Source organism: Wenyingzhuangia sp. (assembly GCF_039768515.1).
Lineage (GTDB): Bacteria > Bacteroidota > Bacteroidia > Flavobacteriales > Flavobacteriaceae > Wenyingzhuangia.
Genome location: NZ_JBDNAI010000148.1, coordinates 1 through 13,827, shown reverse-complemented (window position 1 = coordinate 13,827; position 13,827 = coordinate 1). Strand labels below are relative to the sequence as shown.

Annotated in this window: 7 protein-coding genes; all 7 read right to left on the bottom strand. The window is 36.2% G+C overall.

Annotated features, from left to right (window positions below; genetic code table 11):
* Positions 1 to 1,803, bottom strand: a 1,803-nt coding sequence (locus ABF281_RS09075; protein WP_347181356.1) for a glycosyl hydrolase, incomplete at its 3' end; no start/stop codon positions are given.
* 3 nt (positions 1,804 to 1,806) lie between these two features.
* A complete protein-coding gene (locus tag ABF281_RS09070) occupies positions 1,807 to 5,190 on the bottom strand; it encodes a glycosyl hydrolase (protein WP_347181355.1) in 3,384 nt (1,127 codons plus the stop codon).
* Positions 5,191 to 5,194: 4 nt separating this feature from the next.
* Entirely contained in the window at positions 5,195 to 6,379 is a 1,185-nt protein-coding gene (locus tag ABF281_RS09065) for an alginate lyase family protein (protein ID WP_347181354.1), read from the bottom strand.
* A 20-nt stretch (positions 6,380 to 6,399) separates the two neighbouring features.
* Complete coding sequence (locus ABF281_RS09060) at positions 6,400 to 9,435, bottom strand: sugar-binding domain-containing protein (RefSeq protein ID WP_347181353.1); 3,036 nt, start codon at positions 9,433 to 9,435, stop codon at positions 6,400 to 6,402.
* Between the two features lie 10 nt (positions 9,436 to 9,445).
* Positions 9,446 to 10,912 carry a sulfatase gene (locus ABF281_RS09055; protein WP_347181352.1) on the bottom strand — a complete coding sequence of 489 codons (1,467 nt, stop codon included), beginning with the start codon at positions 10,910 to 10,912 and terminating at the stop codon, positions 9,446 to 9,448.
* Between the two features lie 20 nt (positions 10,913 to 10,932).
* Positions 10,933 to 12,990 (bottom strand): hypothetical protein, encoded by a 2,058-nt coding sequence (locus ABF281_RS09050; protein WP_347181351.1) that lies wholly within the window; start codon positions 12,988 to 12,990, stop codon positions 10,933 to 10,935.
* A 3-nt stretch (positions 12,991 to 12,993) separates the two neighbouring features.
* Positions 12,994 to 13,827: alpha-L-rhamnosidase C-terminal domain-containing protein (locus ABF281_RS09045; protein WP_347181350.1), on the bottom strand; the 834-nt coding region annotated here is incomplete at its 5' end.

The window sequence follows — 13,827 nt, the reverse complement described above, 5'->3', positions numbered from 1 at the left end:
TCCAATGACTTGTGCACCACCAGCCACTAATTCTTTTACTTTTTCTAAAGTTTCTGGTATTATAAAATCAGATTCTGGTAAAACTAATACGTTATAAGCATTCCCGACAGATGAATAAATGGTTCCATTTTTAACGGTTAAGTCTTTTAACTTATTGGCACCAATTAAATCGTAATCAAAGCCCATTTGTTTAATTTTTGGTTTTAAAAATGCGGTGTTTGGCGATGATTCTCCTGTAAACACCAAAACATCGGCTACATTTTTACCTTGTTGCAATAAAAACTGTGAACGTGCCAAATAATCCATATACCCTTTACTCTGTTTCCACCACGTATTTAATCGGTTAAAATCAAAACCGTGATAACTTAAGGCTAAACCTGGTGCTACATCCCAAGGTTGATGCACATAGGTGTGAAAAATAAATCGTGTAATTCCTTCTGCCCAAGCTCTATCTCCAATTGATTTTATATCTGCTGGATGTTTATCCCAACCGCCAATTCCTGTGAAAGATTCTGCACCAACAATCGAACTTCCATTTAAATGAGCTATTGAAGACACGAATTTAGAAGAATCAAAAAATGGATATCCACCACTCCAAAACTCACACATCACAATGTCACCAGTGGCGCCAACTTGCATATTATCAAAAGGCCCCCAATACGGTTCTACAGAAAATTTCAAATTGTTTTTGTGGCATAATTCTGCGAAATATGCGTAGTAATTTTCTGCGATTAAATCGCCTATAGTTCTTCTAAAATCCCATAAAAAACGTTCTGAAATTTCGCCACTTTCTACATAATATCCGGCTAAGGTTGGTAAGAAAGAAGTTAAATCATACCCTCTTAATTTCTCAAACTGCGTATCAAAACCAGTAGTCCAATTGGTGGTCTCTACCTCGTAGCTATCTATTAAACAGTTGTTTACTGTGGTCCCTACCAAATCTCCCAACTTATCTATTATAGGTTGAACTCCTCCTTCCCAATAGGCATCAAGTGCTTTTCTACTCATTTTATCCACTTCTAAGCCTTTGGCTTCTGGTGGTGCGGGTCTGTTGGTCGTTCCTATTGGTGTGTGCCCAAATCTTAAAACAATCCATTCGCCCTCTGGAACATTCCAGTCTAAAAACCCATCCTTAGAAACTTTATCCGTTACATTAATTATGGTTGCCTTTTGCAGGCTACTTGTTTTCGGTATGTCTTTCGTATCGGGCAATAAGTGGTTACGAATACGCTCAGATAGTATTTTATAATCTAAACCTTCTATCTTTTGTGTTGTTTTTGGTTTTGGAAAAGCCAAAACAGCTATATCTTTATAATAGTTAAATTTTATTTTAGGTTGTGGCAATTGCTTGTTGTAGTATTGATTACCATTCACTTCAACCTCACTAAAAACAACTGTTTGCATCGCATGCTCAGGAGCTACCCAAGGACCTCCACTAGAAGACCAACCCGCACTATTATGAAACGCCAACTCTAAACCCAAACGTTTGGCTTCTTTTGCAGAAAATTTAAATAAATCTAGCCACTCCTCACTTAAATATTTTACAGGTCCTTTTGGAAATCCTAAATGCACATTAAACAATTGTGCTTCTTGAATACCCACTGCCTTCATCGCTTCTAAATCTTTTGTAATTCCAGATTTAGATACGTTACCACTTATCCAATGCCACCAGGTTCTTGCTTTTGCTTCGTTTGGTGGGTTTTTAAATCCTTCTTCTAAAGTTATTATTGGCTCCTCTTTTTCCGAAGATGAATTACACCCAAAGCATAAAAATAGAAGAACTAAAATGGCTAATTTTTTCATTCGTTATTTTCTTTTTATAATTTTTGAAGTCGATATTGTAACAGGTCCCAACAAGCCTGAGGACACTAACTCATCCGTTGCTTTTTGGAAAGAATACGCACTAAACGTTTTACGTGGCCCTGCGGGTAATGGTTTATTATTCCTGTACCAATCTGGCATTTTTTTGTATTTACCCCTGTAATCTTCCGATCCAAAACCTTTTTTTGACCTTCTTACGTCGTACTGCGTCTGATTGGGTAATTTTTCATCACCAATCAAACGATTCGTCCACTGGTTAGTGACTTGAATTTCTAAAGTATTTTCTCCCGATTTTAAAGCAGATGTTATACTTAAAACGTGAGGAGCTATCCAACTGACGCCAACATCTTTTCCGTTTACAAGCACTTTTGCTATCACACTAACCTTGCCTAAGTTGAGTTGAAATTGTCTATCGGATTGCAACATTTCTTTTTCTATGTTGAATGCTGTTTTATAAATTGCGGTTCCTGAATAGTGTTTTATTTCCTCTTTAGCGTGAGTAGTCCAATCGAATAATTCATCTGTTTTTATGGTTGCATCATAAAAATCTTCTGCTCTGAAATCAATTTCCCAATTGCCTTTTATTTCAACTTGACTAGGAATATCACTTACATTCATAACCCAGTCTTCAGCATCATTTACTTTGGCAGTATAGTTTCCATTGGCATAAACTTCTGCCTGTAAATTATTTTCATCATCTAAACCAAACGTAGGTTTTGATTCCTTATTAACTGACGTAAACGTAACTTTAGGTTGATTTGCTTTTGCTGATTTAAAAACAACAAAAACTGATTCTTGGGCATGTAAAGGTATAGAGATATCTGTTCTTCCATTGTTAGAAGTATACTCCACTAATTTGGCAATCTCTCCAGTTTCTGCATTCCACAGTTCTGGTACTTTACCTTGTACTAAAAAGCTAAAGTTTAGTACTTCCTTTTCTGTTAAATTATGATTGTATACAAAGTAAACATCCTCACTTTCGGTACGTCTATGGTAGAAATTAAATTCTGGTTGACCTTCGACAATCAAATCCTTTTGAATATTATTCGCTTCAAAAATTTCTTCCCATTCTCCATTACCATATGTTTTATTACTCGACCAAATTGCGCTTATCAACTTCTTAAACTCAGCTTGCATTGCCTGTGTTACACGATAGCCTCCTAATTTTTCAGGCTTCTTACCAACAATCAAAGCACCCTGTTGTGACAATTTGTAAATACCTCTTAAAGTCTCTAGGTTGATGATATCATGTCTCTGCAAAGACAAAGCATTATAAGTAGTACCGTTAGGAAGTTTTAATTTACCATCTTCAACTACTAATCTATTTATAATGACATCTGAATTTACACAATCGTATTTATAAGCCGTCGGAAGTTTAGGTCTTATTTGATTTGCATGAACTACGTGACTAGGTGCTCTATCACCTACAAAAACCAACACATCTAATACCGGATTCCCCTGGCGCAGCATGTACGAACCTCGAGCTAAATAATTGAACCACTTTGGACCTGCATTGTTCCACCAGGTTTGTGTTCGGTCTATATGCGAGCCTACAAAACTCATACTCATCCCTGGTTTAACATGTGTATTTGGTTGATGTGCAAAACGATGAAACATATATTCATTAACCCCATTTGTCCATTCGTAATCTCCTTTATGTTTGGCTAATGCCGGGTGGAAACCCCAATTTAATTTGGTACTTGTAAAGGCTTCCGCAGAAATTACATTTTTTCCATAAATATGACCTGCAGATACTGCTGCACGTTTATGTTTATTTGGCTTTCCTAACCAAAATTCTCCCATTGGGATATCGGCATTTCTTCCAGCATCCAAACTATTGAATGGGCCCACAAAACCATAAGGCTCTATATAAGATATCAGACCATCTTGATGACATAATTCTGAAAAATAATCAAAATAATTAGTAACCATTAAATCGCTTACCAATTGTTTCATATCCCAGAAAACAGCCTCAACAGTCTTGACATTCTCTATGCTTTTACCAGCAAACATTAACAAAAATGGTCTAAAATCATAACCAAAACGTTCTTGAAATAGCCTCTCCATATTGTCAGTCCAATTTTGTGGACCTACTTCGTAACTATCTATCTCAATATATTGTAAGGCATTTGGTGCATCAACTTTTGCTTGTTCAACCAGTTTGCCTACAAAGGCATCGTAATGGACTTTTAATGCCTTTTTACTAAATTTATCGACTTCTAATCCTTTTCCCTCAACGGAGGATGGTTCGTTTGTTGCTCCAGAAGCTGTAAATCCAAAACGCATAATGGTCCAATTCCCTTTTGGCAATGTTGTTTTTAAAACACCATTGGTATCCATTTTATCACTTAAAATAAGAATGTCTTCTTTTTTAATGAATGCTTTTGCATCTGTGTCTCCAATAGGGGATCTGTTTTTTCTGTAGGATGTATACTCCATCATATTTCCTAGAACAGAACTTGCAGAAAGTTGCATCTCGTAAAATCCAGCATCCATTTCAGTTTCAATTCTAAAATAACGTGCTGTAACCGGCTTAAAACTTTCATAAAAATAACATTCGTCTTTCCCAATACGTTGTTCTCTTGGCTTGTGAGCTACTGTAAAATGAACACCATCGTTTGATTTTAATAAAGTCAAACGCCCTTTACGCTTATTGATAAAAACGTTTATGGACTGTATTGTGTGTGCTTTTCCATAATCATATTGCACCCACTCTTTTGCTTTTAAATCGGCGTATGTGTTGGTTTGTTTATCGGTGGCCAAGGCCACATTAAAAGTTTTATCTGAAGATGTGATCCTAGGATTTACACGATCATCTACCAATTCTGACTCTAAAGTTGGATATGCCACAACAGCAATATCTTTGTAATAATGATGTCTAGTAGGGGGTTGCGGAAGTTTTATGTTAACTTCTTTTCCTCCTTTTACAATCACTTGGCTATTTACTACTACTTTCATAGCGTTTTCTGGAGTTACCCAAGGACCACCACTAGAGGTCCAACCATCACAATTATGTACCCCAAAACTTAACCCTAATTTTTCACATTCTTTGGCACCATGTGCTAAAATATCTCGATGTTCTTGCGAGTTATATTTTACATCGCCTTCTGGCAACCCCATAGACACATTAAACACCAAAACACCTCCAATACCAGCTTCTTTTATAGCTTTTAAATCTTTGGTAAAACCTTCTTTTGATGCATTTCCGCTATTGATGTGATACCAAGTTCTGGGTTTAGACGCTAAAGGTGGGTTTTTAAATCCTTCTTCTAGAGTCTTGGTTTCTTCTGATTTTCTTTCTGAACTCTGATTTTTGCAGGATGCTAAAATCGAAAGGAAACCTATTATTAATAAGATCCGTATTTTCATTTTTTTAGTTTAACTGTTGAAGTACGACATCAAAAGAAGTGTCTCTAAATAGTTTTCGAGCGTATTTTAAATCTGAAATTAACTTTTCTTCATCATGTTTTATATCTTTTATTTGGGGATGTTGCCAGCTTTTTTCTTTGGTCAAGTAAGGTAGCATATATTGATATCCTTTCTTTATCCCTCTACCATCTTCTGATTCTAAATCCCAAAGATTGAAACCAACCTTAGTTCCTAAATAGGCTAATTGTAGGAATCCATGTAAGTTCATTACAGAATAAGAAAATGATTTGGTCCTTGCTAATTCTAGTGGCTGACTCCCATCAGGTTCTATTTGACTAAAAACTCTTGCCTTTGTCACGTGAGTGAGATGAGTTTTTATCTCCTCTTTTCTGTTTAAATAAAATAATATATTGAGTAATTGTACATCATAATGTGTTCCATGATTGTTCTTCCTGGTTCCTTCTTCTACTCCTAGTTTGCTAGTTTGCAACCAATTGGTGTATGTTGTAAACCAATCAAACATCCCCTCTTGAGTTTCCTGATCAATTAACCCTCTATCTTGTGCTAATTTTAAAAATGCCACCACCTTGTCAATTCCATCAAATTCAATGATTCCAAAACATCGCCCATTATTTTTTCCAGGAATAGATTGACCATAATTTAAATTAGGATTCATCTTGGTTTCTGAATTCAAGAACCAAACATTGATCAATGCTATAGCCTTTCTAGCGTAGGTTGTTTTATTACTTAAATAATAGGCATCACTTAAGTCTTTTATTGTATTTAGGAAATTTTTAATTTCAACAAAATCAGTAAAATTATTTCTTGCCTCAGGATTTATTTCTCCATCTTTTCTTATGTATGGCAAACCATTATCGGTCTCAGGATTTGGCCACCAATAAGGACCAATACTCATATAATCGTGCTTGTCACCACTCGGTGGTAAACCCGTTTTATGTACAACAGAAAAACCATCAACAATTAATAACGAATCCGCTTTTTTTATAAGTTTTTTGTAATCGTTAAGAGCGTTACGATCTCCTTTTAGAATTAATGATTTTTGAACCTCTAACTCTTGATAATTTCCAATAGAGTTGCTTTCTTTAGCTTTTTTAATATTAGCACAACTATAAATAGTTGTTAAAAATATAAAAGCTAATACTTTGCAAAATGCTAATGTATTTCTCATAAAACATCTTTTTTTTCAAATTAATCAATAAATAATTCATCTATAAAAGGACCGCTTTGCCCTATGGTTTCTAAGCGAATACTATTTGCACCTGCTTTTAATCTGATGATAGTTGGAACAAACTTCCAAGACTTCTCCCAACCACCTGTTGCTTTAAAATCAAGAATCCTTATGTATTCATCGTTTACAAACAATTTCATTGGATATAATTTACCAACATTGTTATGCATATATCTGAAACGAATACTATAATCTCCTCCTTCTCCATCATTCTCTTGATAAAACTCTACTGAACCTTCTTTTTCATTAAAATCTACAAAACCTGTTCCTTTAAAACGTCTTGCTTCTCTGCTTACAGTTGCACTTCCTTTTAAAATTCCTTCTTCAGCAGAAATATTTACACCTCTACCAATCCACATATCTTTAGAATGCTCATTACCCCAAAACAAACCTTCGTCTTTTCCAAAAGTTTCTTCCATTTTCATAACCACTCTACCATTTTGTTTTACAATAGTTTTTACAGTAGTATTGCCTGAAATTTCGAAAGCTCCTTTGTAAATAATCCCTTTTGTTTCAGGATGGTCTCCGTTTGTGGTATACAAGATTTCTAACTTATCTAATAATGTTTTACCAATTACAGGAAGTTGTTTGGCTTCAATTGTTATTTTGTTTGAAGTATATAAAGCTTTGTCTCCCAAAATAGCACCTGTTATTACAGATGCTTTTTCAGCATTTGGTTGTGCTCTCAAGAACAATCTTGTTTTCCCAAAAAACAAAGCTCTAAAATCTGATTTTGTTCTACTTGTTGGGTCAATTGGATTTCCGTTTTCCATGGAAATCTTTTTTATATCCCCTTGGATAGTGTAGTATATTTTATTTTCTCCATAAGGATATAAATTACTGTTTTCATCTAAACTTTCTGATGTGATGATATAACTCGCTTCAAAACTGTCCTCTGCCGCTAATTTCTGAAGACTTGTTTTTAATTTTGATGGTTGTTTACTCGTCCCAAAAGAAGTTCTTTTTACTTCTCTTCCATCAATATACGCTACCGCTTCAAGTTTTCCTTCTTGATAAGGCACCATCCATTCGCATTGCATTTCGTTCCAAACAGTTCCTGGTCTGTCTTTTCCTAGTGATGTACCGTTTAAGAACAATTCTACTTCCTCAGCATTGGAATAAACCCAAACTGGAATCTCTGTCCCTTTCTTCATTCTTGGATGCGTCCAATGTGGCAACATGTGAATCATTGGTTCTGTAATCCATTGACTTCTATAAAATTGATATAAATCCTTCTTAAACCCTGCAACATCCAAAGCACCTCCCATAAATAAATTGAAAGGCAGCCCCCCATGTACCAAACCTGCTTCTCCATAATAATCGAAACCTGTCCAACGAAAATGACCACTATGCCAAGGATGATCGCGCATCACTTCCCAATATTTTCTTGCAGACACTCTTACTGTTGCATTATCGTAAGAAGAATTAAAACTTTGCTTTCTATTTCTCCAATATTTGGGATTGATCCCTTCATAAAAAAAAATTTCTTTTTCGGTTAAATTGGGTAATGGATAAGTTCCTGGCAACTCATTGTCACGCCACCAAGTTTGTGTTCTATAATAACCTCTGGTTTGCCAAGTATGTGGGGCTTCAGTAGAGATAAAAGGTTTATCAAAAGTCCTACTCTCAATAAAAGATTTGGTTTCTGAACCTCCGTTTACACCTGTAATATCCATGTCTTCAGGGTTCCCAGCGCCCGAAGTAAATAAACGTGTAGAATCTAATTTCTTGCCAAACTCTACCAACTCAGGACCTATTGGACTATGGGTTTCGTTTCCTAAACTCCACACAAAAATACTAGGATGATTTCTATCTCTAGTAATCCACTCTTTGACATCTCGTTTCCACCACTTATCAAATGCTTGTTTTCCATAATCTTGGGGTGCTTTTTTATGCCAACCATCAAAAATCTCGTCCATCACTAATAAACCTATTTCATCACAAATATCATAAAACATTGGTGGAGTAGGATTATGTGATGGACGAATGGCATTGATACCCATATCCTTTAGACTTTGTAATTTCCAGCGCAACATAGGCTTTGTCCAAGCACCCCCTACCGGTCCACCTTCCCAGTGTTCACAGACACCTTTTAATTTTACGTTTTCACCATTCAGCCAAAATCCTGTTTTGGTTTCCCATTTCACCGACTTGATCCCAAAAGTAGTTTCAATTTCATCTATAACCTTTTTCCCTTCTAGAATTTGAGTTACCGCTTTGTAAATATTTGGAGTTTCTGGACTCCATAAACTTGGGGTTTCAACGATCAAAAACAACTTCTCCTTAGAGAATTTTATTTTTTTTTGTGCCGATGATAGCAAATCACCAGAAGCTGAATAGAGTTGAACAACGTACTTCAAATTTTTTAAATCTCCTTCAAATTGAGTTTCAACAAACACCAACGCTTTATCGTTCTCAATTTTTGGAGTAGTTACAAATACGCCATTTGGTTTGATATGGGTTTTATTCACCTCAATTAATTTTACTTGCGCATAAATCCCACATGGGTGATACCAACGCGCAGAAGGTTCTAAACTATTATCAACTCTGACAGCAATAGTGTTTTTTCCTTCTTTTAAGTATGTTGAAATATCATATCTAAAACTAATATATCCATAAGGTCTTTTCCCTAGATGATTCCCATTGATCCAAACTTCACTGTTCATGTAGACTCCATCAAAATTGATGTAAGTAATTTTAGAAAGACTTTCTTTATGTACATTAAACTGTTTACGATACCAGCCAATACCACCATCATGATAACCTCCTCCTTGTCCTTGATCTCCTCCTTTTCTGACACCTTTTTCAAAAGACCAATCATGAGGTATATTTAATGTTGTCCATAAAGACTGATCTATCTCTTCTTTAGAATAAGATGGATGATCTTCCAAAATAAATCGCCAGTCATTATTGAAATTGGTTTCTGTTCGCTGAGAATAACCTAAATTCATAAATAAACTTAGCAACAATATCAGGACGTATTTTTTTTTCATCATTTATGTGAAATTAATTAGAAATAAATTTCGGGGATTGGACAACCCCTACTCCATCATTAAAACTCCACCAATCGATAGCATGGCGTTTGTCATCAAACCTATATTTCCATTTGCTAAGAAAATAGTCTCTAGATTTACATTCGTCCCCAATTTTTCTAAGTTTTGCCCTGAGTTTCAAATCTAAATCCCTTTGAACTTCTTTCCACTTTTCATCACCTAACAAATTATGTTGTTGATAAGGATCAGCAATATTGTCATAAAACATACTTGGACCATTAGGTGTAATAGCATAGGTATATTGTTTTGTTCTAATACCCCTGTAAGGCGCATCCTTGTAATTAGCACCAAAAGGAGCAGGATTCATGACCAATGCTGCTCTATCGGCATCTGGGTTGGGATTTCTAATCAAATCCGCTAAATTTTCCCCTTCTATACTTTCTGGAATTTGAATATTTGTCAAACCAAGTAAAGAAGGTAAAATATCTGGGGTGGTTAAGGGTGCGTTGACCACACTTCCTCGTTTATCTCCAATCGTTGGATAACTGATTAGAAAGGGTATGTTTATTGATTCATCCCAAGCCAACTGCTTTACAAATGGCTTTACACCGTGAGCCCCCATCATTTCACCATGGTCTGAAGAAAATACAACAATCGTATTGTTATCCAAACCAAGGGTTTTTATTTTTGCCAATACATCTCCTATTGCTTCATCAGTAGCTGTGGCGTGTGCATAGTAACCCTGTAACTCTTTGCGGCTTCTTTCTACAAATTTAGGCGATATATTAGGGTTAAGCTTCAGTTTTTCGGGCGGATACATGTCTTTGTATTTCTTTGGTGCACTTCCATGAGGATAATGAGGGGTGGCAATTGAAATCACAGCTAAAAAAGGTTTTTCATCATTTGCATGCTTTTCTAAATATTGATTTGCATCCTTTGTGATGGCAAATGGCGAATATTCTCCCCAAGTTTTCTTTTCCATATCATCATTATCATAATACGGCATCTTTGTATAATTATGAGAACACTCTAAGGCACGCCAAAAATCAAACCCCTGACGTCTTTCTTTAGGTATATAAGTTGATCTACCATGACCATCTAAATGCCATTTACCCCAATACGCAGTATGATAGCCAGCTTCTTTAAAGATTTCTGCCATCGTAACCTCCTCTGATGGAAGATAAAGATCATTCAAGAACATTCCTGTTGTGGTCGGAAACTTTCCTGTTAACAAAGCAGCCCTATGAGGCGTACACACTGGAGTAACAGAAACTGCATTCTTAAAGTTTATAGACGCTTTAGCAAAAGCATCTAAATTTGGGGTTTTCACATCTTCATTTCCCGCGTATCCTAACGCTGATGCTCGCCATTGATCTGTAAGTATGTAAACAATGTTTAGCTTTTTAGAAGACTGTTTTTTTTCTGATTGGCAACTCATCAAAAAAGTAAAACTCAAGAGGATTATTAAATTTCTTTTCATGGTTTGATAAATAAAAACAATTAATTATTATGTATATAGTTCAACAATAGACTTTTAACTACTTCAACGCTTCCTTGCTCTAGTCCATTGTTAATGTGAGCTCCTGTAATCCAATATAAAACCATTCCAGCATCTGAACAATCCCATTTGCCCTTTTGAAACTTGACCACATCGTCAACTTCAGCAATTTTACCTTGTAACCACACCCACTGTACTCTTGGGTCAGAATGGTTCTTTGCCCAATCCCATTGGCTTAAATTTACTTTCAATTTTATATTCTGATCTGGAATACGGATTTCCTCAATTCCAAAATCTAATATTTGCTGCCAAGTATAAAAATCTCCCGCATCATCATTAGCAGGATGGTGGGTGATAACTTTGACATACTTATGCTTTTCTTTACAACTAGCCTCAAGAGCAAAACCTATAATATCCGGCTCTCCTGCTTCTATAATCCATAGTGGATCTAGTCGTGTAGATTCATTTATGGCCTTTGCCAAATCTTTAATGGTTTCCTGCCGTTGCCATTTCGCGTCATAAAAGGTTAGCCCTCCAAAACCACCCCATCGTCTTGCAGTCACATCACATACACTTTGCATTAGTGCATGTCGTTCTCTTTCGGCCCGCTCTGAAATCCTCTTTACACGTACCAAATCACAACTATGTGAATAATGCACCAATCTTTTCTCTAAGCCTGCTGCCCTTAACAATGCTAGGGAAACTGCTGTTCCGCCAAGGTCGTCGGGGTCAGGTGAATTGCCATCGGCAACAACTGCAATCCTACCCGGCGGTGGGCTAAGAACTGGTGTTGTACTTTTATTGACTCTTAATTGTGAAACAAACGGAGTAGTTTTAACGTTTTTACCTGTGCCTACAGGTGCAAAAACAATTCCCGACCAACGGCCTCTAGCCCATTCTTTACCATCTGCGCTTCCGACTTTAGCGACAACTGTAATCTTGTCTCCTCGCTTCAGTGATACATTTTCCCAGAGTGCATTGCTAATTTCTCCTTCTTGGAATACATCTTTTGAAAGAGGAGGTGAGTAAGTCCCCAATATTTTATTGTTGATCCATATTTTAAATTCCGATTGACCATCATTTTCACTAACCGCAACAAAGATCAAATCATAGATTCCACTTTTAAAAGTAAAAGAAGTTGTCGATTTGGCTTCTTTGTGCTTATTTGGATTGATCCCTAACCAATTTCCTCTAGCGTGTTTATAAAACCTTGTGTCTTGTAGAGGAAAATCATCAATGGGCAAAGTCTTGTTTTCGATGTTTGAAGCACCTATTTGTTTAAAATATGATCTTAAAGGCCAAAGTGTTGATACCTTTGGCCCTTCTCCCATAGGGATATAGGTGCTGTCGTTCGTTAGTACAAACTTATCAAACTCAAAACCATCTTCACGCATACTAAATTGTACATCATGAATACCCGGTTTTTCTATATCTAAGTATATTTGCTTTGGGACGCCACAATGTTGTTCGTTTGTTCTTTGCTTGCTTTCCCAAGTCCATTGCTTTTTCCCCTTACACCATTGCATCCTTTGCCCATGCTTTGGCCATTTTCCATCTAGACCTACATGTATACCGTTATCTTCACTACCTGTACTAAAAGCTCTAACCCAAACATAATATCTTCCTGGGTTTGTTATTTTGACTTTATAATGTAAAACTGATACTTCTCCTGGTTGGTTAGAAAAATTCTCGCCGAGCAATAACTCATCAGAATGCTTTACTCTTGTATCTGGTAAAACTTCAATATAAGTACTGTTGCTTGCTCTTGATGCATGAGAAGGGTCTCCGTCTGGTCCGATATTGGTAATTACATCTTTTGTAGTCATATACCATTGCCTCATCTTTGTATTGCTCTGTCTGTAAAAATACTCAGCTTCTACAGCCAGACTCCCTTTTTGCTCTAGAAAAATAACTTTATCATTTACAATAGGAGTCTTAAAATTTTGTGACTGCGCACTCAAAGCTAAACATGAAGCTAACAACATCAGAAATAACAGTAAATGAGCTTTCTTATCCGATTTCAGTATCTCTTGGTTCTGTTTAAACAAAAAGTTTTGCATTGTTTATTTTAGTTTAGATTGAAAAACATAAGTTCCCGGTGCCACTAATAATTCAAAAGAATCGTTAGCTCTATTTGTGAGTTTCAAACTCGCATCCTCTTCAAATACCGCTCCGTTTGCCCTCAAAGAACTTTGAGACATTGCAGGGATGATGACCTGTGCCTCCGTATTCGGCGGTACAATAACTTCTAACTTAAATTCATCATTCACAATCTCCCAAGATGAAGATACCATTCCATAAGGCGTATTTACACTGGCTGATGCTGATGTTAGTGGATTTCTGGGTTTTGGTGCTATTCTTATCTTTTTATAGCCTGCTTCTAATGGTGCAACACCACCTATACGTTCATACATCCATTCCCCAATAGCCCCGTAGGCATAATGATTTAAACTGTTCATCTTTTGAGGGTTAAAACCTTCTGCTTTACTGTAGCTGTTCCAACGCTCCCAAATAGTTGTTGCCCCTTGATTTATAGAATAAAACCAAGAAGGGTAAGTTTCGTTGAATAACAATTTATACATCAAATTGACTTCGCCGGTTTCATCTAATACTTGAGACAATAATGGCGTTCCTAAAAACCCAGTTCTTAAATGATCATCTGCTTCTGCTATTTTTTCTAAAAGATGTTTTTTAACATTGTCTTTTTTGTCCTCGGACAATAAATCAAAGGCAAGAGCCATTAAATAAGATGTTTGGGTTTCTGTAACTCCTTTTACCTTTCCGGTTTCATCAAAAAACTCACGCTCAAAAGCTTTAGCTACGGATGCAAACAATGCCTCATATTCTGCCTGTTCCTCTTGCTTACCAAGGACTGCTGCAGTTTGTGCTGTCAATTT

Excerpts from the sequence above, each read along its gene's own strand:
- ABF281_RS09060 (WP_347181353.1), bottom strand. The coding sequence starts at position 9,435 with ATGATGAAAAAAAAATACGTCCTGATATTGTTGCTAAGTTTATTTATG.
- ABF281_RS09055 (WP_347181352.1), bottom strand. The coding sequence starts at position 10,912 with ATGAAAAGAAATTTAATAATCCTCTTGAGTTTTACTTTTTTGATGAGT.
- ABF281_RS09065 (WP_347181354.1), bottom strand. The coding sequence starts at position 6,379 with ATGAGAAATACATTAGCATTTTGCAAAGTATTAGCTTTTATATTTTTA.
- ABF281_RS09050 (WP_347181351.1), bottom strand. The coding sequence starts at position 12,990 with ATGCAAAACTTTTTGTTTAAACAGAACCAAGAGATACTGAAATCGGAT.
- ABF281_RS09070 (WP_347181355.1), bottom strand. The coding sequence starts at position 5,190 with ATGAAAATACGGATCTTATTAATAATAGGTTTCCTTTCGATTTTAGCA.